Source organism: Desulfosporosinus burensis (genome assembly GCF_054657535.1).
Genome location: NZ_BAAHYN010000001.1, coordinates 91,562 through 116,300, shown reverse-complemented (window position 1 = coordinate 116,300; position 24,739 = coordinate 91,562). Strand labels below are relative to the sequence as shown.

Genomic DNA, 24,739 nt, shown 5'->3' with positions numbered 1-24,739 from the left:
GAGTTTATGTCACAAAAATGTTAAAAACCTGTGACATTTCTGTGACATAAGTTCAGTAATATTAGCTCAATTGATAATGAATATCATTATTGAATCTGGGGGAGGAGATTGACATTTGAGAAAAAAGTTAGCCGTAGTGTTGTTAGGTTTAATACTTATCTTGGGTTTAGCACCTGCGGCTATGGCAGCAGGTCAGTCCTTTAGCGGTGTGGTCGAGGAAATCGATAAACATTTGCAGGATGCTTATACCACTTATAAGCAGGGCGATATGACTGGTGCGAAAAACCTGGTGGATGAGGCTTACTTCGGACCCTATGAAAGTGGTCAAATGGAGAAGGCAGTCCGACTGAATATCTCCGCTAAGCGTAATGCGGAAGTGGAGACGGCTTTCAAACAGCTAAAAAAGGACATGGTCAAAGGGGTGCCTGCCTCGCAAATCAAGCAGCAGATTGAACAGCTGGTTAGCGGGTTGCAGGTTGACGCAAAAACCCTTGACGGGGATCTGGGCGAGAGTTCCACCGGATTCGGAGCGTTTTTAGCTTCCTTCTTAATTATCGTCAGGGAAGGGTTTGAAGCGATCCTCGTCATTGGGGCAATTATCGCCTACCTGGTTAAATCCGGGTACAAAGAAAAGGTTAAAGTAATCTACCAGAGTACGGCTGCTGCGCTAGTGGCAAGCTTGCTAACCGCATGGGTTCTGACCAAGGTTTTTAGTATCAGTGGGGCTAGCCGGGAAGTGTTGGAGGGAGCTACCATGCTGCTGGCAGTGGTGGTACTGTTTTCAGTCAGCTACTGGTTAGTAAGTAAGTCCGAAGCCCAACGCTGGCAGAACTACATAAATGGCAAGGTACAGGGTTCACTTAATAAGGGCAGCACGTTTGCCCTATGGAGCGCAGCTTTCCTAGCGGTATACCGAGAGGGAGCGGAAACCGTGTTGTTTTACCAAGCCATGATGAGTGGAACTACAGACTTGAGCATGGTTTTGGCCGGTCTGGGGGTAGGTATACTGGCCTTGGGTTTAATCTTTACCATCATTCGTTACGGCAGTGTTAAGCTTCCCATGAAACCCTTTTTCCTTGGGACGAGCTTCCTGCTCTATTACCTAGCCTTTGTGTTTGCTGGTCAGGGAGTAGGTGAACTGCAGACTGCCGGTGTAATAAGCTCCACTAGTGTAAACATTCCCACCGTAGCTTGGCTGGGGATTTACCCCACCTGGGAAACCTTGGCCCCGCAACTGCTACTTTTGGCCATTGCTGTCGCTGGATTCGCATTTCAAGCCAAAAATAGAAAAGCAAGGCTCACTTGAAATGAGAAAAGATATCATTACAATTCAAGGAAAATGAAAGAGATGGAACAATTGTCAGCCATAAATAAATGAATATGAAAATCAATTAAAATTGAAATTGGAGGAAAAACCGATGAAAAAATATAAATACTTTAGCCTTGTAGCCATTCTAATGATAGGAGTTTTAACCCTGGCAGGTTGTGGAGCAGGAAATAAACCTGCTGCCACCTCTGAACAGAAGACTGCCCAATCTGACTCAACCCAAAAGCAGGAGGAGGCCAAAGCGGGCGATGCTTCCTTCCGGGAATACCCGATTGGAGATGCACAAGAAGTTGAGGGTATGAGCATAGGTGCGGTATATCTCCAGCCCGTAGAAATGGAACCTGTCCAAAAAGCAGGCCTAAAGCCTACCGAATCTGATATTCACCTGGAAGCGGATATCTCAGCCATAAAGAACAATCCCCTGGGCTTTGGAGATGGGGAGTTCATACCTAACTTAACTGTAAAATACCAATTGAAAAATAAGGATACCGGTAAGGAACAGTCCGGTAGCTTTATGCCCATGAATGCCTCAGACGGCTCCCACTATGGTGCTAACGTGAAGATGCTGGGAGCAGGTAACTATACCGTAAAGTTCATTATCGAGTCTCCAGAAAAACAGGATTTCTTAATTCATACGGATAAAGCTACCGGGGTTCCGGGTAAATTCTGGACTAAGCCCATCGAGGTATCTTGGGACTTTTCTTTCGTACCCCGTAAGTGGTAATTAGGCATTGCCCGGTCGGTTTATTGACCGGGCTCTTTTCATTAATTTTTAATTGGCTAGGGGTGAGAAAATTTGCTAGGGATTTTGGTCTATACCTTAAAGAGTAGTTTTGAGGCGGGGTTGTTGGTTGTTTCGCTTTTGCTTTACCTTAACCTTTTCCTAACGTCACCTAACATGAAGAGCAAAGTTAACTATGTATGGACCGGCACCAGCCTAGCCTTGGTTTTTGCCACTGTCCTTGTGTATGGAGTCGACTTTTGGGGAAACCGAGAGCTGTTTGAGTTTGCCTGGTTAAGCAGTATATTTCCGATTCTAGTGTTGTTAATTTTAACAAGTCGCTTTACTTCAAAGTCTAAGTCCGCCCAGTTTGCGGTGGGCCCTCTGGTGTTACTGACAACAGTCCTACTGGTTACAGTTGAAGGCATAGAGTTGGTGGGCTTTCCGATGAAAATTTTCGTGCAGGCTCGCAGTTTTATCAATACGGAATTGATTTTGAAAGTAATCGGGGCACTGTTCGGAATTTTTCTGGCAGCCCTGTTCGGCTGGTCCTATTTTAAGTCAACCAGGAAAATGAATAAGCAACTGGTGATCATCACTGCGGCAACTCTGGTAACGATTGTCTTGGCTCGTCATCTGATCAGCTTGTTACAATTAGGAATGACCTTGGGATATATCTCGGTAACCCCGGTGCTAGTTTCTGTGGTAGCCCCAGTGATCAATACCTACTACCCGCTCTTTTTCTATGCTCTGGTGTTACTGGTAGCAGTGCAGGTTATACTGGCTAGGCTTGGTAGCAAGAAACCTGTTCAGCAGGAATATGAAAACCCTGCTCTAAGGCGGAAGTTCCTAGCGGAATATCGTAACCAGCTTCGTTGGCTGGCAGTTACCGGAGTGCTTATTTTAACAACGGGGGCGCTCTTAGGGGTGGGACACGTTTACTCTAATAAAAAAGTTAAACTTTCCCCTCCAGTTCCTGTGCAGGCGGAAAACGGGCTAATTACAATTCCGGTGACTCAGGTAAATGATAACAAGCTGCACCGCTTTACCTTTGTTACACCGAATAATGTAACTATGCGCTTTATCGTTGTTGGCAAAGGGAATGGATTGTTTGGCGTAGGGTTGGATGCCTGCGAAATCTGCGGGGTGGTGGGATATTACCAGCGGGGTGATAACGTGGTCTGCCTAAATTGTGATGTAATCATCAATAAGCAAACCATTGGCTTCCCCGGGGGCTGTAATCCTATTCCTTTCCTCAACAAGGTGGAAAACGGTAGTATTCTTATAAAAACAGCGGATTTAATGCAAAAAGAAAAAGTGTTTATAGAATAGGGGTGACACCATGTTCTGGCGTATGTTGAAAAAGTCGTTCTCCAAAGGTCTAAAGGGCAAACTCTTGGCAGTAGTAACTATCGCCTTTGGTGCATCTCTGGCTAGTTCTATGCTTAATATCTCCCTGGATATCGGGGATAAGGTAAACCGGGAGCTTAAAACCTACGGAGCCAACATCTTGGTAGAACCCAGGGTGGAAACTGTCCCGCTGAACATCGGCGGCGTAGAATACAATCCCTTGCAGGGTCAGTCTTTCCTTGAAGAAGCAAGTTTAAGCAGTTTAAAAACCATCTTTTGGGCCAATAATATTCTGTCCTTTACTCCGTACCTAGAACAGCCAGCAACAACGGGGAATCAAGACATCGTTCTGGTGGGAACCTGGTTTAACAAAGAAATTACGACTCCCGCAGGGGAAAAGGTAGTTACGGGTGCCGCCAGCCTTAAAGCATGGTGGAAGGTTAACGGCCAGTGGGCAGAGGACAGCTCGGAAAATCAGGCCATGGTAGGGACGGAACTGGCTAAAAAGGCCGGGATAAAACAGGGAGACAACATAAAAGTTCTGGTAAACACTCCGTCTGGAAGCAAGGAACAAGCCCTTAAGGTTGCAGGGGTTTTTGACAGTGGGAGCGGTGATGACCAGAAGGTATTTGTGCCTTTAGCCCTCATCCAGAAACTACAGGGAACCTCGGGTAAGGTGAGTAAGGTAGAGGTAAGTGCTCTGACCACTCCGGAAAACGAACTGGCCCGTCGGGCCGCAAAAGATCCTAAGTCTTTAAGCAGCGAAGAGTATGAACGATGGTATTGTACAGCCTATGTTGGGGCCATAACCTATCAGATCGAAGAAATTCTGCCTGGGGTAAGGGCCAATGCTATCCGTCAGGTTGCTGAATCGGAAGGATTGATCTTAGGAAAGATTCAACTGCTCATGTTGCTCTTAACGGCAGCGGCCCTGCTCAGCGCCGCCCTGGGGATATCAAGCCTAATGACCACCAAGGTCTTGGAGCGCAGCAAGGAAATCGGCTTACTTAAGGCCCTAGGAGCGGAGGGTTGGCAGGTTATCGCCCTGTTTGTAGCGGAGTCAGTCATTAGCGGAATTATCGGAGGGGTACTGGGCTACCTGATGGGCTTAGGTTTCGCCCAGGTTATTGGTCAAGCGGTATTTGGTTCCGGATTGTCAATAAAAATAATGGTTCTTCCCATTGTACTAATCTTGTCTGTGGGAGTTGCCCTCTTGGGCAGCCTATCCGCGATGCGCATGCTGGTAAACCTGCGCCCCGCAGAAGTTCTGCACGGCAGGTAAGGGGGTTAAAAATGACTAAAAAAGCAATGTATTTACGAATGGTGACAGCAGCCCTGAAAAACCGAAAATCTCGTGTAGCGATTGCCCTGCTGGCCCTAGTGCTGGGCATTGGGGTGATTTCCGGATTATTAAGTGTTTATAAAGATATTACCCTGAAAATGAGCAAAGAACTGCGCAGTTATGGTGCAAATCTAGTGCTGGTACCTGCCCGGCAGCAAGAAGGCAGCACCCTGGAGTTAGCAAAACTAAACCGGGTGTTGGAGCAGGTACCCCAAGAAAAAACAATTGGTTATTCTCCCTACCTATATGGGATCGTCACAGGCAACAAGCAACGATTCGTGGCGGTTGGAGTAGACTTTTCCGGGATCCAAAAGGTTAGTCCTTACTGGAGATTAGATGGAGCCTGGCCCAGCGAAAATAACCAGATCGTGGTGGGTTCCGCCCTGGCGGAACAGCTGGAATTGAACGTTGGCCAGAAACTGAGCATAACCGCGGAAGAAACAGGGAAAACTGAGAGCGTACAAGTGGTGGGCATGGTTTCCACCGGCAGCACGGAAGATTATCAGGTGTTTCTGGAATTAAAAAAAGCCCAGGGACTTCTAGGCAAAGAAGGGCAAATTCATACTGCCTATCTAAGCATTATGGGAAATTCGGCAGAGTTGATTACCTTGGCAGAAAAAATTAGCCAGGTCGAGCCGAGCATTAAAGCAAACCCTATCCAGCAAATTGCCCGTTCAGAGGGCGTTATCCTTGAGAAAATTAGAACCTTGGTTTACTTAGTAGTCATAGTAATCCTGGCTTCAACCTTGCTCTGTGTCTCCACAACCATGATGGCAATGGTCATGGAAAGGCGAAGGGAAATCGGCTTGCGCAAGGCCCTAGGCGCAACCAACCGAGCCATTGCCGGTGAGTTTTTAGGGGAAAGCGCTCTCCTGGGTATGACTGGCGGGGTGCTGGGTTCGCTGGTGGGTTGGGGGATTGCCCAAGTTATCGGGCTGAGTGTATTTAAAGCCTATATTACGCTTAGGCCCTCAGTGCTTCTGGCGGTAATCATCTTATCTGTTCTGGTAGCCTGGGTTGCAGTGATCATGCCGGTACGGACAGCGGCCAACATTGAACCAGCCTTGGTACTTAAAGGGGAGTAGAAAGGAGAAACGTATGAACATCTTAGAATTAAAGAATGTAACCAAATCCTACGGCGATGTCCACGCCTTAAAGGATTTTAATCTAAGCGTCGCCCCGGGGGAATGGGTTTCCATAATGGGTCCATCCGGATCCGGAAAAAGTACCATGCTTAATATTATTGGGTGTATGGATAAGCCTACCAGTGGCTCTGTTTCAATCGATGGAATTGAGGTAACAGCCCGGTCAAACAAAGAATTAACCGAGGTTCGCAGGGAAAAAATAGGTTTAGTATTCCAGCAGTTTCACCTTATTCCTCACCTAACGGCCTTGGAAAATGTAATGGTGGCCCAGTATTACCATAGTCTCACCGACGAACTGGAAGCCCTCAAAGCCTTAGAGCGGGTAGGCTTAGCTCAACGTGCCAAACACCTGCCTAGCCAGCTTTCTGGCGGAGAACAGCAGAGGGTGTGCATTGCACGGGCGCTAATTAACTATCCTGCGTTAATTTTAGCTGACGAGCCGACAGGGAATTTGGATGAAGACAATGAAAAATTAGTGATCGAACTATTCCAAGAACTTCACAGGGAAGGGCACACGATTGTCATGGTTACCCATGACAATGAAGTAGGGGAACTGGCGCAGCGGAGAGTAAGACTAGAACATGGAAGGTTGACACATATCGCATGAAAAAACGCGGACTTCTTTTAATCCTGGCGGTTCTCTTAGCAGCTATTCTGGCGGGGTGCAGTGGAACCAAAGAACCAACCCCAGCCCCAGCTCCAGCCACAAAAGTGGCTAAAATTCCTGCTATTCCTCATGAGGTTACCCAAGATATGGACTGTAAGTCCTGCCATGAAAGCGGGGCTAATGGTGCAAAGATTACAAAGCATCTAGACCGGCCTAACTGTATCAGTTGTCATAAAACCAAGCAGTAAGTCAAGACTGATAGACCTTCCGCATAAGTGGAGGGTCTATAGTGGGGTTAGATCTATAAGTATTTAACCCTGAAAATTACTAACGAAATTGTTCAGGGATTAAATGAACAACTGAAAAAACTTATAAACCTAAAGATACAGCTCCTTCAGACTGGAATAAAAATTACACATCGACAGTGATTATTATCTGTTACACGATAAGTGATGTATGAATATAATGAAATTAGAGCTGAGTCTAGGAGGGATAGCCTTGTGGAAAAGGACGATAAGCTATTGCTCGTTTTGAAGGAAGTACAGAAAATGAACAATATGCAAAGGGAAAATAAAAAATCAATTGAACAGATGAGCGATCAGATTACTTATTACCAGGATTTTTTTGACTCTATCGTCGCTAATAACAGAGAGTCAAATCAAAGTATTGTTAGAGAGATACGAGCAGAGCTTCTTCGCTTATCTATACTGGCCAATCCAAGCTTGGCTACAATGTTTCGAGCAAGGAAAAGACGCAATCCAATCCCTCTGAAGCTTTATTCAGAGGAGTGAGTGGATTGATTTCAATGAGTAATCCTATAATTGGAGGATTCATTTTTTTGTTCAGCACTAAAATAGCTAATTTAATAGTAATATGGAAATTTAGAATGCGTGCAAATTGGTTCATGTTTAAGATGTAAAAGGGAGAGTTTTAACCTCTCCTTACTTTATTTATTTAATAAATTTTAGAAGGTGTTTTTAGGATAACTGCTTAAGCGATGAGCTTGTATATTTGACTTACTAATACCATCCGTAAGGATATGGTGCATAGGCATAGGGATATGAGGATGGGTAATAGCGAGGTCTCGCTATAGTAGCCCCTAAACCAAAACCCAGAGCAAAGGGTAGAAATCCAAAACCAAACATATATCAACTCCTTATAAAGAGGTATCAATAATGAACTGGCTACCACCAATAAAGATGATAGCCTTTTAATAGTATTTGTTAGAAAATCACACCTAAAGCAATAAGAATTAGAATTGCAATTGCGATAATTCCCACGCCAACCCCAACACCAACGCCGCCATAAGCAGCAACTGGTGCAACTGGGGCGACAGGAACATGACAGCAAGCTCCACCATATCCACCATAACCCATTCCGTACATTACATTTCCTCCTTCCTAAATTAGAATACGATTCCCATTGCTATAAGCAAAAGAATAATTACGACAACTGCAGCGATTCCTGCACCAAAGCCACGTCCAGTTCCACAACCGCAGGCTCCATCAACACCAGTACCAACGAATGCCATTTGCATTTCCTCCTTTGTTAAGAGATAGTTCATAATATGTATAGTGTGGATTAAATGGAACAATATGGAAATAAGATTTGCGTTGAGAATAAGGTGATAAGGAATCAAATGTGTCGTAAACACAAGCCATTATTATGCCTCGGGAGATCATTGCCATGCAGATAATTTCTAAAGTAGCTCGATAAAAACAAATTACAAATTCCCCCACTAAACCAAAAATGGAAGGAAACAGGGTATAAGAGCTTAGATGACTAAAGGCTCAGACCGATTATTAAGGGTCTGAGCCTTATGTCATCTCCCCAAGGTAAAGACCCATCTCAGGAGATGTCCCACTCTATAAATATGAAACACCGATATACTTTTTAGTAGTTGCAATATTAACATTTGTTTTCTCTGGCGGGGTTGGGTATTATTCTTTTTACTGAACCATATCAACTCCCATTATTATATTTTTTTAGACAAATTCATATCTTATTCACAACTTCGGCTGTATAACTGCTATAATAGGTTATGTCAAGTGGGAACCATTGGTATTATTAAATTAAGGACAAAGGATAACAAAAATTATGATGCGTTTCCCTACTCAGCTAGGAAGAGATTCATTCTTAATAAGAAAATTAATACGCCAGAACCTGGTATATCTTATAGTCATCTTCCTTTTGTTAGTCAGTTTCGGAATATCTTTATACTTAGGGACGAGACAGGTCTATGAAGAGGAAGCGCAATGGAGAAGTCAAAAAACCATGGCTGAAGTAACTTCAGGGAAAACGATTGTAAGCAATTATTTTTCAGACCTTCAGCGGGACTTAGACTTTGTCTTAGCGCTACCAGATATAAAATCGTACTTTGCCAAAGAATTTGACCCGCTAAAAAAAAGTGGAGCAGAGAAAGTGCTCAAGGGTTTTTTGGAGGGTAAACAATCGTACCAGATGACGGTCACAAATCTGTCTGGTGCAGAGATGTTAAAGGTAGAAAGCGAAACGAAAAGGCCACTTTTTTGGCCTAATGGTTTAAGTAATCGTGAGATACATAGCGAACTCTTCGAAAAAGCTCTTGCATTGGAGAAAGAGCAGATAGCACTTTCTCCAATTTATTTCGCGACAGAAGAAGAAGGGACTAACGTAACGAAGCGGGTATTAATGACACTTGCCTTGCCTTTATCCGATGATAAAGAGGTGAAAAAAGGAGTCTTGTTCATTGATCTTGATTTAATCAACGCTTTTGAGATACTCCCCAACAACCAATTGTTTATTCATACGGATGATGGTGTAGATGTTTTCTTCGATCAGAAAGTTGGAACGTTCAATATCAAAAACCTTGGTTATGACTTAACGGGTAATTCTGGTTGGTACCCAGTTACCGAGCTGGAAATGATCCATTATTCCAATGTTAAGATCTTTGCTGATCAACCATTTATTATTGCAGCATATCATCAATATCCTTTATTGAAAGTTACCTTAGGTAAACTAATTTATCTGTTCGGAGCCTTATTTCTGCTATTTCTCAGCTTAGTTGTGGTCAGCATCTTTACAAATTTTTCAGTCTTGAATAAAACGATTAATACACAAAAGGCTATCGTCTTTTCACTTGCTACTTTGGCAGAGGGGCGTGATCCAGAGACAGGGAAACATTTAGAAAGATCAAGAGATTATGCTGTGATCTTAGCCCGGCAATTAAGTACGCATAAAAGGTATAAAAAGATTATTACTCGTGACTTTTTAGACAACCTTTATTACGCGGCCACGTTGCACGATATTGGTAAAGTAGCAATACCAGATGCCATTTTATTGAAAAATGGCAAACTGACGGATATAGAGTTCGATGAAATGAAGAAACATGTACTCACTGGTCAAAATGTACTCAGAGAGACGATTGAAAAATACCATTTAACGGAGTCTTTTCTCGAAATGGGGATGAATATTTGCGCATATCACCACGAGAAATTTAACGGAAAAGGATACCCAGAGGGACTTGTAGGTGAGGAGATTCCTTTGGAAGCAAGGATTTTCGCCCTCTGCGATGCGTATGATGCAATCCGATCTAAGAGATCTTATAAAGAAGGACTCTCCCATCTAGAAGCGATGAATAGAATTGTAGCGGATAAAGACCAGCATTTTGATCCGGATGTGGTAGAAGCTTTTTTAGAATGTGAAGAGAAACTTTTGGCGATTACTTAAGAAGAGGGAGTTTTTACCGTATGAGTAAATTATGGTTGTTAATAGCTATGGTATTTACCGGGATACTTTATTCAGTAGTACTCTTGTATTTCATGGCTATGCCATTATTCAATAACCTTGTTTTGCATTGCATCATAACGGGGACTTTGTTTGGGTTAACGAATTTTATTGTGGCTGTTCTTTTTTATAGAAGGCATGAGAAACTAAAAAGCTTAAACCAGCAATTGAAGTTTAACCTAAAGACGGATAGCTTAACGGGACTTCTAAACCGAAGGGCTTTTGATCAGGATATTAAAGATGTTGACGATAGTGGTTTGTATTCCCTTATATTTCTCGATATTGACAATTTCAGAGATTTCAACAATCACTTTGGCCATGACATTGGAGATAATGTACTCAAAAAGGTAGGAGAGACTATTAAAGCCTGTGTCCGCGCGACCGACCGAGTATACAGATATGGTGGGGAGGAAATAACCCTGCTCTTATTAGATTGCGATAAAAAGAACGCGATGAAGATGGCTGAAAAAATTAGGTCGGAAATAAGTCGACTTGATAATCAACCATATCCCCAGATAACTGTTTCCTTGGGCGTTTCGAGTTATCCGGACGATGGGCGATATATTCATGATGTTATTGTTGCTTCTGACAAAGCGCTTTTAAAAGCTAAACATAGTGGTAAGAATTGTTCAATATCGAGCTAGCGTTTTAGTTTTAAGGAGGTGACCGTTTATAGGAGCTATTATAAATTAACGTGTTAGTCTCGTAATATTCAGCCTTTTAGGACATTCTTTGTACTTATTGTCCTCTGGTAGTCGCTCATTTTTTGGATTGTAATCGATGAGAGCCCTTGCCCCTATGGTTGAGCTTGTTTAATTAACGGAAATTATTTAAAGTGATTTAAAGAGTAGGAGATGATGGTTGTGAAGAAGAATATTAAATTGATAATGCTTGTAGCTATAATTTCTATCGCCATGTTAAGTCTAGCTGGTTGCGGCAGTCAAAATAAGGATATGATGAACACCAGCAACATGACCCAATATATGACGAGCAATACTACCGAAATGATGAATGTTTTAAGTTCACCGGATACTCGCCAGTCCATGGTAAAAATAATGGGGTCTTCACAAATGATGCCTGTGATGATGGATGTGATGAAAAATAGCGATGTACAAAAGAATATGATGGGTATAATGGGGAGTAGCCAAAACAAGGATAACATGGTGAATATCATGTCTAATCCATCTATGTATAAGCCTATGGTAGAGATCATGTCTGATCCTAAAATGAAAGCGACCTTTGAGGCTATGCTAAAAGATCCAGCACTACAACCCTTGGTAAAGGAAGCTCTAGGTGAAAAATAAATCCCAAGGGACAATGCTCCTCTGACGCAAATTTTATAAGTGAAATGAAGGGACCCTGAATCTAAATCGGGGTCCCTTCTTCATGAGAAATTCACAACTTTTTCATGAGATGATCGTATCCAAGAGTTACACTAAGGACATGGAAGATCAGCAAATCCAAATGAAGCAAAGCTATAGAATGAAGATTAAAATTAGGGGGAATATTTAATGAAAAAAACTAGTAAAAAAATCACGGCAATCGTAGGGACCGCAACCTTAGCAGTAGGGCTAATAGCTTTACCAGCTCTAGCTGGAACGACTCAGCAAGGCAGCGGATGGATGGGTCAAATGCAAGGCTTCATGCAGCAAACCTTTTCACCAGGTCAACATCAAACTTTGATGAATTCAACGACTATGCAAGATCTCCATAATTCATCGGGGATGCAGAACGCCATGCAAACAGGGGATGTTAAGGCGATGCAAGATCTCATGAATTCAGATCCGAATGTTAAGGCCCAAATGGGACAAGATAACCTTGATAAAATGAACGAATTCATGAATAATTCCGGAGGAAACATGATGACCAACGGAAGTGGGAATACCAATTCTGGAAGCTCGATGATGAATGGAAGTGGAACAGTTAATACAGGTAGCAACATGATGAATTTTTAAAGCTTGGGAATTACTGGATCTAAAATGGTATTTTGCACTACCTTAGTTGAGGAAAAGACCTAAAGATTATATCTAGGTTATAAAAAGGAGCGATGTTAAATGAGTGGTTGCTGTGGACATTCGAATAAAGGCCATTTTGGGGGAAATACCTTGAATCCACAAGATGGGATTGTATTAAAAATTGAGGGGATGACTTGCGGGCACTGTAAAAGTTCAGTTGAGAAGGCGTTATTGAAAGTTCCTGGAGTTACTCAAGCAGAAGTGGATTTAGTTCATAAACAGGCAGTGGTTATTGGAACCGCTGATCGTACATCCCTTGCAAAAGCTGTTGATGAGGCTGGTTACAGGGTCATCAATAATTAGTAAGTTTGTTTATGTTTAGGAGAGGAGAGCACTACTCTATTGAGGGGATCCAGACATTGTGTAACTGGAAGTGGGCCAATTATATAACCTGATAAGGGGGTTGCAACTTGTTTTGTTACAGCCCCTTTTCATTGGGAATTTTGCAAATTCAAGGATTATTCCTCACTCAGTAGATGTATAATCCTCTATTTTAGGATAGCATACCATCGCCTTGATATTAAGAGGGAAAGTTTCTGAGTTAATTCTATCAAACCATACATAAAGCAGCGATCACTGAAAGACCAGTGACGAATAGATGATAATAAATTTTGCATAACGGAGTGGAAATGGCTCAATGATAGGAAGTGTGAATAGACGAATGACTTTTTCAAATGGTAAGAAAACCTTTTTTGCAATTTCGGGGTTTATGCAGTGGAATCATATTATTATTTTAAAAGAACCGAGGCTAAAACATGCAAATAGTTATTAAGGAAGATATTGGGACAATTACAATTATAATAAATGAATTCATAGTAGCAAATGAGGTTAATTCGAAAGAAAGCATTCCTATTGAGTTTTTAAAATACTTGCGTAAAGTGAACATGAAAATTGAAGACAGTGTATTGTTTAATGAATTATGTGATTTGATTGAAAAAAAGCTTATTAAAAATGATTAGCGTTAATGGTTTGTATGGGGGGCATCGACTGCTCATTTTAGGTGGGCAACAGCAATAGACTAAAAGCGCGTCATATTTTTTGCCAAACATAACGCGCTCGGTCATTATGGAGCCTTCTGCAGAAAAAGGGCTCTAACGTTGAGGTTGAAATGGGAATATAATGAAAAATAGTTAAGGCTTGTCTGTTAAAAGGGCACGTCTTAATTTTTTTATTTAATAACGGCCTAAGGTATAGTTTTAGTACATTAAGAAAACCATGTTTAGTGAGGGATTGTGCATCTAAAAGTCGGACAATGAAATTAAGGTGGATGCACCAGTAAGTGGAGAGAACTTAAATTATAGATATAGTGGATATAGGATTTAGGAAGGGAGCTGCATCATCATGGAACAACACTTGCTTGTGTTTAAAGAGGTGGCAGAAACCAATAACATTACGTTATCAGCTAAGAATCTCCACATGAGTCAATCCAGTATCAGTTTGCAGATTCAGAGTCTGGAAAACGAGTATAGTGTTCGTTTTTTCGACCGTACCAATAAAGGGGTTACTTTGACCAAAGAGGGTGAAATTTTCTATGCGTGTATTCGAAGTATCTTGGACATTCTTGCGAGTTTAAAAGAGGAGATGAGCGCCCGGGCAAAAGATCAGAGAAGACTTAATCAGAGAAGACTTATTTATCTCGGTGCGACTTTAACGATCGGAGAGTATATTCTTCCCAATATTATGGCGTATTTGTCTAAGACCCACCCAAACGTGGAATTCAAAGTAAAGATCAGTAATACGGAGTCGATTACTCAAGATGTTTCAGAGAAAAAAATGCACATAGCCCTAATTGAGGGGACAGCCCCTCAGCATAAAGACCTTAAAGTCGAGAATTTTTGGGATGACGAATTGGTAGTTGTGATTCCTCATTTTCACCCCTGGGCCTCAAAGAATAGCATTACCTTAGCTGAACTCCCAAATGAGCGTCTGGTGACAAGAGAGGAAAGTTCCGGGACTCGCAAGGTGTTGGAGACAGCCCTTAAAGAGAGAGGCTTTGATCTGAATCAATTGAATGTAACGATGGAGCTAGAAAGTATTCAGGCAATTAAACAAGTGGTCTCGGCAGGACTTGGAATTAGCATTATCTCTTCGTTGACTGTCAGCAGTGAATGCGACCGGAAAATATTCAAGACATTAAAAATTCAAGATGCACTCGTTTATCGACCTTTCAGTATTCTCACCAATACACAAACCACCCAGACCAAAGATGAGCACGTTTTAATCAATCTACTCCATGATCACGAGTTGTTATCGGATATTTTAAGAAAGAATTATAATGAAATAAAGAAACACGCGAGTGAGGTTCGTTTTACTCACCCAGCAGTGAGTAGTCGGAAAGGGCAGATACATGGGCAATAACAATGGCAGTGACATTGTTATTTCAAACGGATGCCAAGGATAAGATAAAGAAAGGCACAGACCGATTATTAAGGGTCTGTGCTTTTAGTTATCTCCCCAAGTTAAAAATCCAATCAAGTTTGCTTGGAACGATCAGAATACTCGTTTAGCGCCAACATAAACAGATTTCCAATAGGGACCAAGATTATAAATGGCGACACCTTTAGAACTGGAAGAGTTGATGAATTGACCATTACCAATATAGATCCCATCATGGTCGACCTTTCCATTTCCGGCTATGGAAAAGAAGACTAAGTCTCCCGGCTGGAGGTTATTAAAGTCCACGGAAGTTCCGACCAAGTACTGATCTCGGGAAACTCTTGGTAAAGAAATCCCGTTTTGGGCAAAGACATACTGCACATACCCTGAACAGTCAAAACCTGTCCCAGGAGATGTCCCACCCCATAAATATGGAACACCGATATACTTTTTACCAGTTGTGATAATAGCATTTGCTTTCTCTTGTCGGGATTGGGTATTATTCTTTTGACTTACTTTGGTTGCATAAAGAGTGTTAAGCTTGTTTCCAGTAATGGGACCTACGATTCAGTCTACGCTCAAAGATTGAGCAGATTGGAAAGCTTTTACTGCTGCCTGAGTATTTGATCCAAAGATTCCATCGACTATGCCGACGTTATAACCTAGATAGTTAAGTTCAGTTTGTAGCTGAACAACATCTGAACTGGTTGTTCCTACCTTTAACAAGGTATCCCCCACTGCAGCTTGAACTGTTTGGGCTGGTGCTAGCATTAGAAAAGCACCAAGGATTGCTAAGCTGATTAGTTTTTTCATGTGACATCTCCTTTCTTTTTTACAAGTTGTCACCTGCTTGATCAAGATAGCATATCTTTATGAACTTACTATGAAAAACTTATGAATTTCTTGTGAATTTGCGGATAAGTTAAATTGTTAAATTGTTAAATTGTTAAGTTGGAATAATCGAAGCAGTTTTCTTTGGCTTTGATCATCGAGCGAAGAGAGTTCAATATTGATAAAATAAAAGTGACTGAGGATCTATTCCTCGGCCACTTTTATCTCTTTAGAAACTAGATAGTGAATTCAGTCCTTCGTGCGCCTTTGCTTTGTATGCTGATCTTACCTGAACTCATTTTACATAATCGACTACAATTTAGAGATAATATGTAGGGATTAATGGTATATAAGAGTTGTGGTTACAAGGTCTCTGATAAAGTTGTGAGAAAGAGAGGATCATTTAAAGGGGGAATCCAACACACCGCAAAAGGAGGGTAATGGATAATGTACAAAGGAGGAAAAATAATTGCGTCGCTTGTTGTCTTTGTTGCTTTACTGAGCTTACCGTTCTTCTATAATATAGGGAAATCCAACAAGGGACCTGTAGTAAATCTGAATACTCCAGCTATACAGAAACTAGCGGTTAAGCAGTGTGTCGAGCCTGTGGAATGGATGAGGCCCAATCATATGAAACTTCTGAGCCAATGGAGAGAGGAAGCCGTGCGCAATGGCAAAACGGTATATATTAATAGTCAAGGAAAGTCATTCGAAAATAGTCTTCAAACGTGCGTGAACTGTCATTTTGATCCGGCTTCAAAAGAGTCTGACCAATTCTGTGTTTCATGCCATACACATACAGCCGTAAATCCGAACTGTTGGATTTGTCATATTTGGCCAAAGGACCCCACGAAATGAGTATAAGCAGAAGGCGATTTTTAAGAGAAGCTGGTATGGTTACTGCATTAGGAATTGGGGGAACATTTGTTATTACCGAACTCCACAGGAAAGTGGAGGCTTCCGAATATGAAGCACCTCAACAAGGTCTGGTAGCGAAACGTTGGGCTATGGTTGTAGATATGAGGAAATTTAAAACCAAAGAAGACTATAATCGAGTTATTGAGGCGTGTCATAGTGTCCATAACGTTCCATCCCTAGGAAATCCTAAGGAGGAGATCAAATGGATATGGAATGAGGATTATGAACATGCATTTCCTAGTCAGAATAGCAGATATATGAAAGAAAGTGTAAAAAACTATCCCTTTATAATTTTGTGCAATCATTGTGAGAATCCTCCTTGCGTTAGGGCATGCCCCACTGAGGCTACATTTCAGAGACCCGATGGGATTGTCGACATGGACATGCATCGTTGTATTGGATGTAGATTTTGCATGGCGGCATGTCCCTACGGAGCGAGAAGCTTTAATTATAGGGATCCAAGGCCTTTTATCAAGACAACAAATCCAGACTTTCCCACACGAACACAGGGGGTCGTGGAAAAATGTAATTTCTGCGTGGAGCGATTGGAAAAAGGTCTAATGCCAGCGTGTGTGGAAGAGTCCAACGGAGGGTTAATTTTCGGAGACTTAGATGACCCCAAATCTGAGGTGCAAAAAATTGTTAGTTCGCAGTACACGATTCGGCGTAAACCTGAGCTGGGTACCCAACCAAGCGTGTACTACCTAGTAGGGGGTGGGGAGCTTGCTTGAAAGAGCTTTGACAGGTAGTCGACGATACTGGACATGGGTTTTTTTCTTACTTGCTGTCATCGCGGTAGGCTTCTACTCTTACTTTAAGCAATATAGCTACGGCTTGGGAGTAACGGGCATGAGTAGGGATGTTTCGTGGGGGTTGTACATCGCCCAGTTTACGTTTCTCGTGGGTGTCGCTGCTTCTGCCGTTATGCTTGTCTTGCCGTATTATCTTCATGACTTTAAGAAATTCGGTAAGATGGTCATCCTCGGTGAATTTTTAGCGATCTCCTCTGTGATTATGAGTATGCTATTTATTATTGTCGATTTGGGTCAACCACTGCGAGTCTTGAATGTCATTTTGTATCCAAGCCCCCATTCCATGATGTTTTGGGATATGTTGGTCTTATCTGGATATCTCGTGCTTAACATTGTGATTGGGTGGACGACACTAGGCGCTGAGAGCAAAGGAAGTCCATCGCCGGCGTGGGTAAAACCGATCATTTACCTTTCCATCCCTTGGGCAGTCAGTATTCATACGGTGACAGCGTTCTTATACGCTGGTCTACCGGGCAGGCATCTTTGGTTATCCGCAATTATGGCAGCACGATTTCTGGCCTCCGCTTTTGCAGCTGGCCCAGCAATTCTGATTCTTTTGTGTTTATTGGTAAGAAGAGTCAGTAGATTTGACCCAGACCCGGGCGTTGGTGCCATTCAAGCGCTAGTCAAAATTGTTACCTATGCTATGATAGCAAATGTTTTCTTTTACGGGCTTGAGTTTTTCACAGCCTTTTATAGTAATATACCCGAAGCCAAGGCTCCTCTTAAATATCTCTTCGTCGGGCTTGAGGGCCATACAAAACTGGTTCCTTTTATGTGGACAGCCACTATTCTAGCCTTTGTAGGAATCGGATTGCTGCTTTTTCCGAGTACACGAAAGAATGACAAAATCTTGCCCGTGGCCCTTATAGCGATCATTGCAGCTAATTGGATTGACAAAGGAATGGGTTTGGTGATTGGCGGATTTATTCCAAATCCTTTTGATAGAGTCACTGAATATGTGATAACTTACACCGAGATACTTGTGACACTGGGGGTCTATGCGATTGGGATGCTGCTCCTTACAATCCTCTATAAGATTGCTATTTCGGTTAGGGAACAGAAAGAAACCTAGGACTCGGGAGTTCTGGCATTAAAGAAAAAGATCATGGGATATCTGGCTTCTCAGACAATGCAAAATGCTCATTAAGTCTTAAAATCTGATAGGTTTTATAGTTTAAAGTAATCCATTAACTTCTTCAAATCTTTAGCTAAATCGTCTAAGCTTTCTGCCGAGGCGAACAATTCCTCGACAGAGGCGTTTTGTTCCTCTGCAGCGGCAGCTGTGGTCTGTGTGCCTGCTGAGGTGGATTCAGCTTGATTTACGACGGTTTGCATGCCAATTTTTATTTGTTCACCGTCCTGTTGTACTTTCTGCACAGTGGTTTCAATGTCCTGAGCCAATCCAGCACTCTCTTCCACTGAACCGAGGATTACGGTAAATTGATTGGAAATTTCTTTTAAGTAGGCACTTCCTTGATTTACACTATCTACACTAGTTTTCATCCCTTGATGGGCGCTCCGGGAAGCCCGTTGCATTTCCTGTACTCGCTGAGAAATATCAACTAAGCTTGTTTGAACTTGCTCGGCAAGTTTGCGGACTTCTTCTGCAACAACCGCAAATCCGCGACCGTTTTCTCCAGCACGTGCGGCTTCAATCGCAGCATTTAATGCTAAGAGGTTGGTTTGTTGCGCAATACTGTCGATGATTTGCACCGTCTTAGCGATCTCCTCGGACTTTTCATCCACGTCTCCAATCACTTGGCTCAGACTATGAACTTGACTCTCTATTTCATCCATTTGCTTGACCACTTGTCCGAGGGCGATATTTCCATTGCGCGAAAGCTCAGCGGAACGACTGGATGCTAGGCTTACTTTTTCGGCATCTTGTTCTGTTTGGTTTAGCTCATCGATCATTAGACTTATCCGTTCATGATTTTGCGTCATCTCTTGGACTTGCATTTCAGCATCGGTTGCAATTTCAGTTGCCGAGGAGGCGACCTGTTCTGCCGCGTGAGCTGATTGTTCGGCGCCTAAGCGCATTTCCTGAGCAGTTCGTGCCAATTGACTGGCCATGTCGACAACTTTCGTAATAGTATCTCTCAAGGAGATCACCATATCGCCAAAGGCTTTTAGAAGTTCAGCCCCTTCACGGTTCCAAGCTTTCCAAGGGGCCTTCTTCTTCCGACCAATATCCCCCGAGGCGATTTCGTTGGCATTGAGTACAAAATTACGCATCATATTGCCGAGGGCCCGGCTCAAAAACCAGCCAATGACGAAGCTTACTAAGACATCAATTACGACAAGAATGACTGAAATGCGTGTTGCCTTCTTGAAGATCTCGTTTGTGGTCATAGTACTGTGCATGTTTACTGCATCCATTTTGGAGTCCACTATCTTTTGAAGGATATCCCCAGCTAACTGATGTTTGGTTCCAGCGACCTCATACATATTGGTTTTAGCATCGTCCATCCGACCTTCTTCTGCAGCTTGAATGGTAATTTTAGATGCCTCTACATAATCATTCCAGGCGGCTTTAAACTGTTTCCAAGAATCTGACTCCTGGGCAGATTTTGAAATAGCTTCATACTGGCCCATATGTTCTTCTATATCCTTACTTTTCTCGCTAATATCAGCTAAGAAAATTTGCCGTTCTTCGGGGGTGCGCGCGCCGACTGCTAATGCGACATCCGACCGATAGACCTGGGCATCGTAACGTATATACGAGAGTTGGTTTAATGGAACCACATCTTGTTCATAAACCATATTCGAAGTATCATTCATTTGATACATCCCGTAAATTCCGATGGTTCCGACAACCCCTGCTGCCAAAGCAATAAACAGCATCAAGACTGTGACCTGAAAGCCCAGCCCTTTATTCTCCAATTTCAAACAATTCACTCCTTTATGTTCTACAAATCTCTTTAATTTTGTATTATTCTGCGCCCAAAATAAATATCCTGCATTTGTTCAAGTAAATTTGTTGTTCGGGAAGCAGCTATTAGAAAAAGATGTTTTATTCTGGGCAGCAAATGGTCCTTAGAGTTAAGGGAATGATCTGCAAGCACATCAATTAGGGTTCCTTCTTCATAAGATATTCACAGTTTATTCATCAAATAATCCAATTGATATAGTAGGATTTATACATGGTAATTTACAAGTTTGATTATTATTCTCAGAGGGGGAACGTGAATTAGGCAACAAATATTATTCACTTAGCATTGGGGGATTTTCACTAAGATCTTACGGTGTAGTGGTGCTCAGAAGCAATTCGAAAGGTAGCCTACGAAAGGACGATTATTTATGCTTATCTTGAAGGGAAAGAAGACAAACGGCATCGTTGGAAAATACAAAAGTATAATCGATGCTCGAAAGATCTTTTCCGACGCTCAAAGATATCTTGCGCAGAATCAAGTAGATCAGGAACTGGTCCTGGTAGAGGGTGATCATGTTGTGATGACTTGTATGCTGAGGATGTTTAATAACCAAGCCAAATTTTCTCCGACCTAACTTAACCGCGTCGTTTCTTTTATTAAGAATAATTGAATCAGTTTATTGCTTAGGAACGGGAGTGAGAGGGGAGAACTTAGAAAATGTAGGATGAAAGTCGATATCTAATGTTGTATTATAGAAAATCAGTTTGAAGGAGGAATTCATTAATGGGTAGCTGGGGTAACATGATGGGCGGATGGGGATACGGTGGTTATGGAAGCAGTGGATATGGGTGGATGGGTATGGGAATGTTCCTCATCTTAGGGATTGGGATAATTCTATTGGGTATCTATATATTTCGTCGCAGTGCCTCACAGGTTCATACAGGAACGCTAGGTAAGTATAGTGGAATGGATATCCTGCGTGAACGGTATGCGTGTGGCGAGATAGATTCAGCGGAGTATCAAAGCCGGAAAAAAGATTTGGAGACGGTTAAATAGAAGGGAATCTATTGATAAAAAAGGGCAGTGGCATCACAGGGAAAAACTGCCCTTTGACATTGTTATATAAAGTGGCTGAGGATAAAATCTCAGCCACTTTTTGCGCGTGCGCTTATTTGCGCTTTGGAGATAGTAAAGTTTATGTGCAATGCAGGTAAATCTTACTCCCATTTGTGGATTAAGAAAATGACAATATTGTAATTTTAAATTCACAAGAAATTCACAAGAAATTCGTAGCTTTGTCGAATTGATTAGGTATCATTACTCAGTGGCAAGACAAAATTGCCATATCTAGGGAATCTCTCTGGATATAGATAAGATAAGAAAAAAAGGAGGAAATTAGGTGTCAAGATTTTATCCTAATAAGTTTGTCGCATCACTAGCTATCACAGCACTCACAGTAACTGCGGGATTAACTCCTGTAGTTGCTATGGCAAGCGAGGCGCAAGTAAAATCAACGTACAATGTTCAATCCACTCAGAGCTTAATCAATACTCTTACTCGTCTTGGTGGGTATGACAGGTATGGCACAGCAGTTCAGATCGCAGACTATGGGTGGCAGTCGGCCAGCACAGCAGTCCTAGCACCGTCTGGTGATCTGAACATGGTAGACGCACTTGCTTCGTCAAGTCTTGCCAAAGCAGTCGATGGACCAGTACTTCTTGCAGACAAAGACTCAGTACCTTCTGACACAATGAAAGAATTAGAAAAGCTAGGAGTAAAAAAAGTTTATTTGGTAAGTGGAACAGCAGTCATTTCGGCTAAAGTAGAGAGTGACCTTAGCGCTGTCGGTATTCAAGCTGTGCGGATAGGTGGTTATGATCGGTATGAAACGGCTGTAAATATCGCAAAGGAAATCCAAACGATTAAACCCTTTCAAGAAGTAGTAGTAACTAATGCATTTGCAAATGTCGACGCAATTTCTATTGCCCCAATTGCGGCTGCCAAAGGTATCCCAGTTCTGCTCGTTAACAAGGATTCCGTTCCAAAAGTTGTATCGGATTTCATCAAATCATCAGGAATAAAAAATACTTATGTTATTGGCGGAACCGCGGTTGTATCCGACTTTGTAAAGGATACACTGCCAAACGCGACGAGACTCGGTGGATATGATCGTTTTGATACAAACACAGAAGTGCTAAAGAAATTCGAAAACCTTGTTATCGGTAGCAGCATGTTCTTCGCAAATGGGAACGATACAAGCCTTATTGACTCGTTGACAGGTGCTCCGATGGCAGCCAAATTGGGCGGTGCAATTGTCTTGTCCAATAAAGAAGCAGTTCCAGACGGTACTAAAGGGTATATCCAGACAAACATAGCCCTAAAGAATCCAGTAGTTCTAGGTGGAACAGCTGTAATGTCGGATTCAGCCATACAAAGCTTAGGATATGTCCAGCCCGGTCAGTCTGACATTTTAGACGGGGCTGTGGAATTAAGCACTCCCAATGCAACATTTAGGGATAAAACAGTCAACGGGAACCTTCTAGTCAATGCAGAAGGCGTTACGTTACAGAATATCCGTATCAAGGGTACGTTATTTCTTGATCCAGGCAAGGACGGCTCTGCTACTCTAGACGGTGTGCAAGCCACTAGAATTGTTGTTCTCTCGGGTGCAGACCGCAGTATTTACTTGAAAGAAACTAAAGCAGATAGTCTAGTCGTGTCAAGTTTCTCTGATGTCCATGTAGTGGCAGAAACAGGAACAATTTTAGGGTCTACATTAGTTCAATCCACTGCTACGGTAGAATCACAAAGTGGAGCGAACGTAGGGTCATTGGTCGCGCAGCCTCAACGAGAAGCATCCATTAATGTACAACTCCAAGGAACATTCTCTAACGATGTTTCCCTGAGCGGGAGCGTAAAGCTAACGGCCGCAGATGGCGCGGTTGTTCCTACTGTTAAGGTGACTGGGGCGACGACTCCAGATTTAATTCAGTTAGCAGGTAACTTCCCTAGTGTAACTATTGATGATAACTCGTCAATTACCGTACTATCAGGCAAAATCGAAAAATTGGAGACAAAGGGAACATCCGAAATTGTCGTAAAAAGCGGTGTAGAAGTTACGGTTTTGAGTTCTGCGACTGGGAGTACTAAAGTAAGTGGCGGTGGAACCGTAAACGGTAAAACAACGACTGATACTCCTACAGAACCAGGCGATATCCCAGTTGTATCTGATGGAAGTGGAACGACTCGTGATAGAGATAGAGAGGTCATTCAAAAAACAGAACAACCCTTAATCACGGGAACGGTCAGAGCTGGAGACACCATGATTTCAGGAACTGCTGAAGCAGGGGCAACGGTAAGTGTCAAGAGAAGCGGAACCGAAATTGGAGCAGCGACGACTGATGGAAACACAGGGGACTACACGGTGACCTTAATCGACGGAGTAATCCTGGCCAAAGACGAAGTGCTCTCGATAACTGCCGTAGCACCTGGCAAGACCGAGAGTAACGTATCGAGTATCACGGTAGCCGCAGCGCAAACAACACAACCAACAGTCATGGGAACAGTCGGTGCTGGAGAAACCATGATTTTAGGAACTGCTGAAGCAGGGGCAACGGTAAGTGTCAAAAGAAGCGAAATCGAAATTGGCACAGCGACAGCTGATGAAACCACAGGTACTTATATGGTGACTTTAAACGACGGAGTAACCCTAGCCGAAGCCGACGTGCTTTCAATAACTGCCACAGCACCAGACAAGACCGAGAGTAATGCCACGAGTGTCACTGTAGCCGCAGCGCTAGACCCGACAACGCGACCGACAGTAACGGGAATGGTCAGGGCTGGAGACACTATGATTTCAGGAGCTACTGATGCTGAGGCAAAGGTTTGCGTCATGAGAGGCGAAAACGTCATTGGCACAGCGACAGCTGATGAAACAGGTGCCTATACGGTGACCTTAAACGAAGGAGTAATCCTGGCTAAAGACGAAGTGCTTTCGATTATTGCCAAAGCACCTGACAAGGCCATAAGTGAAGCGGTGAGTGTCACAGTAGTCGAAGCGCAAACAACACAACCGACAGTCATGGGAACCGTCGGTGCTGGAGAAACTATGATTTTAGGAACTGCTGAAGCAGGGGCAACGGTAAGTGTCAAAAGAAGCGAAATCGAAATTGGCACAGCGACAGCTGATGAAACTACAGGCACTTACATGGTGACTTTAAACGATGGAGTAACCCTAGCCGAAGCCGAGGTGCTTTCGATAACTGCCGTAGCACCAGACAAGAGCGAGAGTAACGCCACGAGTGTCACAGTAGCCGCACCGCTAGAGCTGACAACAGCACCGATAGTAACAGGAACGGTCAGAGCTGGAGATTCCACGATTTCAGGAACTACTGAAGCTGGGGCATTTGTATGCGTCAAGAGAGGCGAAACTGTCATTGGCACAGCGACAGCAGATGAAGCAGGTGCCTATACGGTAACCTTAGACGAAGGAGTAATCCTAGCCGAAGGCGATGAGCTTTCGATCATTGCCAAAGCACCAGACAAGGCCATGAGTGAAACAGTGAGTGTCACGGTAGTAGAAGCAGAGGTAACACCTGAAACTCCAGAAGCTCAGTAAAAGATAAAAGTGTAAAAGTAACGAAAAGGGTCAGCC

The 24,739-nt window shown here is 42.8% G+C and carries 24 protein-coding genes and 1 pseudogene; 21 read left to right on the top strand and 4 right to left on the bottom strand.

What is annotated here, in order from left to right:
• The first annotated feature begins 115 nt into the window (after positions 1-115).
• The 8 genes from ACYQ3Q_RS00655 to ACYQ3Q_RS00620 all read left to right on the top strand — a co-directional run bounded on the left by ACYQ3Q_RS00655 (position 116) and on the right by ACYQ3Q_RS00620 (position 7,283).
• Entirely contained in the window at positions 116-1,306 is a 1,191-nt protein-coding gene (locus ACYQ3Q_RS00655) for an FTR1 family iron permease (protein WP_459926751.1), read from the top strand.
• 112 nt (positions 1,307-1,418) lie between these two features.
• Complete coding sequence (locus tag ACYQ3Q_RS00650) at positions 1,419-2,051, top strand: iron transporter (RefSeq protein ID WP_459926750.1); 633 nt, start codon at positions 1,419-1,421, stop codon at positions 2,049-2,051.
• Between the two features lie 72 nt (positions 2,052-2,123).
• Complete coding sequence (locus ACYQ3Q_RS00645; protein ID WP_459926749.1) at positions 2,124-3,380, top strand: Fe-S-containing protein; 1,257 nt, start codon at positions 2,124-2,126, stop codon at positions 3,378-3,380.
• Positions 3,381-3,390: 10 nt separating this feature from the next.
• Positions 3,391-4,680 carry an ABC transporter permease gene (locus ACYQ3Q_RS00640; protein ID WP_459926748.1) on the top strand — a complete coding sequence of 430 codons (1,290 nt, stop codon included), beginning with the start codon at positions 3,391-3,393 and terminating at the stop codon, positions 4,678-4,680.
• 11 nt (positions 4,681-4,691) lie between these two features.
• The gene (locus ACYQ3Q_RS00635) at positions 4,692-5,825 is read left to right on the top strand and encodes an ABC transporter permease (RefSeq protein WP_459926747.1); all 1,134 of its coding nucleotides are present in this window, start codon (positions 4,692-4,694) and stop codon (positions 5,823-5,825) included.
• A 13-nt stretch (positions 5,826-5,838) separates the two neighbouring features.
• Positions 5,839-6,492: an ABC transporter ATP-binding protein gene (locus ACYQ3Q_RS00630; protein ID WP_459926746.1), complete on the top strand. Its 654-nt coding sequence runs from the start codon at positions 5,839-5,841 to the stop codon at positions 6,490-6,492.
• Complete coding sequence (locus ACYQ3Q_RS00625; RefSeq protein WP_459926745.1) at positions 6,489-6,740, top strand: hypothetical protein; 252 nt, start codon at positions 6,489-6,491, stop codon at positions 6,738-6,740. The genes ACYQ3Q_RS00630 and ACYQ3Q_RS00625 overlap by 4 nt, the downstream gene beginning before the upstream one ends.
• Before the next feature lie 252 nt (positions 6,741-6,992).
• Positions 6,993-7,283 carry a hypothetical protein gene (locus tag ACYQ3Q_RS00620; protein ID WP_459926744.1) on the top strand — a complete coding sequence of 97 codons (291 nt, stop codon included), beginning with the start codon at positions 6,993-6,995 and terminating at the stop codon, positions 7,281-7,283.
• A 432-nt stretch (positions 7,284-7,715) separates the two neighbouring features.
• On the opposite strand, the gene ACYQ3Q_RS00615 is transcribed toward ACYQ3Q_RS00620, so the two are convergent.
• Together ACYQ3Q_RS00615 and ACYQ3Q_RS00610 are read right to left on the bottom strand one after the other, a co-directional pair.
• Positions 7,716-7,877 carry a hypothetical protein gene (locus ACYQ3Q_RS00615; protein ID WP_459926743.1) on the bottom strand — a complete coding sequence of 54 codons (162 nt, stop codon included), beginning with the start codon at positions 7,875-7,877 and terminating at the stop codon, positions 7,716-7,718.
• A 20-nt stretch (positions 7,878-7,897) separates the two neighbouring features.
• On the bottom strand, positions 7,898-8,023 hold the full coding sequence (locus ACYQ3Q_RS00610; protein WP_459926742.1) for a hypothetical protein: 126 nt from the start codon (positions 8,021-8,023) through the stop codon (positions 7,898-7,900).
• A 743-nt stretch (positions 8,024-8,766) separates the two neighbouring features.
• On the opposite strand from ACYQ3Q_RS00610, the gene ACYQ3Q_RS00605 reads away from it, so the two are divergent.
• From ACYQ3Q_RS00605 to ACYQ3Q_RS00575, 7 genes are all read left to right on the top strand, one after another.
• Complete coding sequence (locus ACYQ3Q_RS00605) at positions 8,767-10,200, top strand: HD-GYP domain-containing protein (RefSeq protein ID WP_459926741.1); 1,434 nt, start codon at positions 8,767-8,769, stop codon at positions 10,198-10,200.
• Positions 10,201-10,220: 20 nt separating this feature from the next.
• Positions 10,221-10,901 (top strand): GGDEF domain-containing protein, encoded by a 681-nt coding sequence (locus ACYQ3Q_RS00600; protein ID WP_459926740.1) that lies wholly within the window; start codon positions 10,221-10,223, stop codon positions 10,899-10,901.
• Between the two features lie 219 nt (positions 10,902-11,120).
• Positions 11,121-11,561, top strand: a complete 441-nt coding sequence (locus ACYQ3Q_RS00595; RefSeq protein WP_459926739.1) for a hypothetical protein — start codon at positions 11,121-11,123, stop codon at positions 11,559-11,561.
• A gap of 207 nt (positions 11,562-11,768) precedes the next feature.
• The gene (locus ACYQ3Q_RS00590; protein WP_459926738.1) at positions 11,769-12,212 is read left to right on the top strand and encodes a hypothetical protein; all 444 of its coding nucleotides are present in this window, start codon (positions 11,769-11,771) and stop codon (positions 12,210-12,212) included.
• A 99-nt stretch (positions 12,213-12,311) separates the two neighbouring features.
• Positions 12,312-12,575, top strand: coding sequence for a CopZ family metallochaperone (locus ACYQ3Q_RS00585; protein WP_459926737.1), 264 nt, complete (start codon positions 12,312-12,314; stop codon positions 12,573-12,575).
• Positions 12,576-13,027: 452 nt separating this feature from the next.
• Entirely contained in the window at positions 13,028-13,231 is a 204-nt protein-coding gene (locus tag ACYQ3Q_RS00580) for a hypothetical protein (RefSeq protein ID WP_459926736.1), read from the top strand.
• A 382-nt stretch (positions 13,232-13,613) separates the two neighbouring features.
• Positions 13,614-14,630, top strand: coding sequence for a LysR family transcriptional regulator (locus ACYQ3Q_RS00575; protein ID WP_459926735.1), 1,017 nt, complete (start codon positions 13,614-13,616; stop codon positions 14,628-14,630).
• A 132-nt stretch (positions 14,631-14,762) separates the two neighbouring features.
• Here ACYQ3Q_RS00575 and ACYQ3Q_RS00570 read toward each other — a convergent pair.
• Positions 14,763-15,461: pseudogene (locus ACYQ3Q_RS00570) on the bottom strand (C40 family peptidase).
• Positions 15,462-15,926: 465 nt separating this feature from the next.
• Here ACYQ3Q_RS00570 and dsrJ point away from each other — a divergent pair.
• The 3 genes from dsrJ to dsrP are packed head-to-tail and all read left to right on the top strand — an operon-like array spanning position 15,927 to position 18,284.
• Positions 15,927-16,337 (top strand): sulfate reduction electron transfer complex DsrMKJOP subunit DsrJ, encoded by a 411-nt coding sequence (gene dsrJ, locus ACYQ3Q_RS00565; RefSeq protein ID WP_459926734.1) that lies wholly within the window; start codon positions 15,927-15,929, stop codon positions 16,335-16,337.
• Complete coding sequence (gene dsrO, locus ACYQ3Q_RS00560) at positions 16,334-17,128, top strand: sulfate reduction electron transfer complex DsrMKJOP subunit DsrO (protein ID WP_459926733.1); 795 nt, start codon at positions 16,334-16,336, stop codon at positions 17,126-17,128. Before dsrJ ends, dsrO begins: the two co-directional genes overlap by 4 nt.
• Entirely contained in the window at positions 17,121-18,284 is a 1,164-nt protein-coding gene (gene dsrP, locus ACYQ3Q_RS00555) for a sulfate reduction electron transfer complex DsrMKJOP subunit DsrP (RefSeq protein ID WP_459926732.1), read from the top strand. The genes dsrO and dsrP overlap by 8 nt, the downstream gene beginning before the upstream one ends.
• 95 nt (positions 18,285-18,379) lie before the next feature.
• On the opposite strand, the gene ACYQ3Q_RS00550 is transcribed toward dsrP, so the two are convergent.
• Positions 18,380-20,110, bottom strand: a complete 1,731-nt coding sequence (locus ACYQ3Q_RS00550; RefSeq protein ID WP_459926731.1) for a methyl-accepting chemotaxis protein — start codon at positions 20,108-20,110, stop codon at positions 18,380-18,382.
• A gap of 402 nt (positions 20,111-20,512) precedes the next feature.
• Here ACYQ3Q_RS00550 and ACYQ3Q_RS00545 point away from each other — a divergent pair, with 402 nt between their 5' ends.
• From ACYQ3Q_RS00545 to ACYQ3Q_RS00535, 3 genes are all read left to right on the top strand, one after another.
• Positions 20,513-20,719, top strand: coding sequence for a hypothetical protein (locus ACYQ3Q_RS00545; protein WP_459926730.1), 207 nt, complete (start codon positions 20,513-20,515; stop codon positions 20,717-20,719).
• A gap of 149 nt (positions 20,720-20,868) precedes the next feature.
• Positions 20,869-21,141, top strand: a complete 273-nt coding sequence (locus ACYQ3Q_RS00540; protein WP_459926729.1) for an SHOCT domain-containing protein — start codon at positions 20,869-20,871, stop codon at positions 21,139-21,141.
• Positions 21,142-21,484: 343 nt separating this feature from the next.
• On the top strand, positions 21,485-24,703 hold the full coding sequence (locus ACYQ3Q_RS00535) for a cell wall-binding repeat-containing protein (protein ID WP_459926728.1): 3,219 nt from the start codon (positions 21,485-21,487) through the stop codon (positions 24,701-24,703).
• Positions 24,704-24,739 lie beyond the last annotated feature (36 nt).

Bases quoted from the DNA above. Each gene is read 5' to 3' on its own strand.
- dsrO (WP_459926733.1), top strand. From the start codon at position 16,334: ATGAGTATAAGCAGAAGGCGATTTTTAAGAGAAGCTGGTATGGTTACT.
- ACYQ3Q_RS00650 (WP_459926750.1), top strand. From the start codon at position 1,419: ATGAAAAAATATAAATACTTTAGCCTTGTAGCCATTCTAATGATAGGA.
- ACYQ3Q_RS00615 (WP_459926743.1), bottom strand. From the start codon at position 7,877: ATGTACGGAATGGGTTATGGTGGATATGGTGGAGCTTGCTGTCATGTT.
- ACYQ3Q_RS00610 (WP_459926742.1), bottom strand. From the start codon at position 8,023: ATGGCATTCGTTGGTACTGGTGTTGATGGAGCCTGCGGTTGTGGAACT.
- dsrJ (WP_459926734.1), top strand. From the start codon at position 15,927: ATGTACAAAGGAGGAAAAATAATTGCGTCGCTTGTTGTCTTTGTTGCT.
- ACYQ3Q_RS00625 (WP_459926745.1), top strand. From the start codon at position 6,489: ATGAAAAAACGCGGACTTCTTTTAATCCTGGCGGTTCTCTTAGCAGCT.
- ACYQ3Q_RS00545 (WP_459926730.1), top strand. From the start codon at position 20,513: ATGCTTATCTTGAAGGGAAAGAAGACAAACGGCATCGTTGGAAAATAC.
- ACYQ3Q_RS00605 (WP_459926741.1), top strand. From the start codon at position 8,767: ATGGCTGAAGTAACTTCAGGGAAAACGATTGTAAGCAATTATTTTTCA.
- ACYQ3Q_RS00590 (WP_459926738.1), top strand. From the start codon at position 11,769: ATGAAAAAAACTAGTAAAAAAATCACGGCAATCGTAGGGACCGCAACC.
- ACYQ3Q_RS00540 (WP_459926729.1), top strand. From the start codon at position 20,869: ATGGGTAGCTGGGGTAACATGATGGGCGGATGGGGATACGGTGGTTAT.
- ACYQ3Q_RS00585 (WP_459926737.1), top strand. From the start codon at position 12,312: ATGAGTGGTTGCTGTGGACATTCGAATAAAGGCCATTTTGGGGGAAAT.
- ACYQ3Q_RS00600 (WP_459926740.1), top strand. From the start codon at position 10,221: ATGAGTAAATTATGGTTGTTAATAGCTATGGTATTTACCGGGATACTT.
- ACYQ3Q_RS00635 (WP_459926747.1), top strand. From the start codon at position 4,692: ATGACTAAAAAAGCAATGTATTTACGAATGGTGACAGCAGCCCTGAAA.
- ACYQ3Q_RS00640 (WP_459926748.1), top strand. From the start codon at position 3,391: ATGTTCTGGCGTATGTTGAAAAAGTCGTTCTCCAAAGGTCTAAAGGGC.
- ACYQ3Q_RS00630 (WP_459926746.1), top strand. From the start codon at position 5,839: ATGAACATCTTAGAATTAAAGAATGTAACCAAATCCTACGGCGATGTC.
- ACYQ3Q_RS00580 (WP_459926736.1), top strand. From the start codon at position 13,028: ATGCAAATAGTTATTAAGGAAGATATTGGGACAATTACAATTATAATA.
- ACYQ3Q_RS00575 (WP_459926735.1), top strand. From the start codon at position 13,614: ATGGAACAACACTTGCTTGTGTTTAAAGAGGTGGCAGAAACCAATAAC.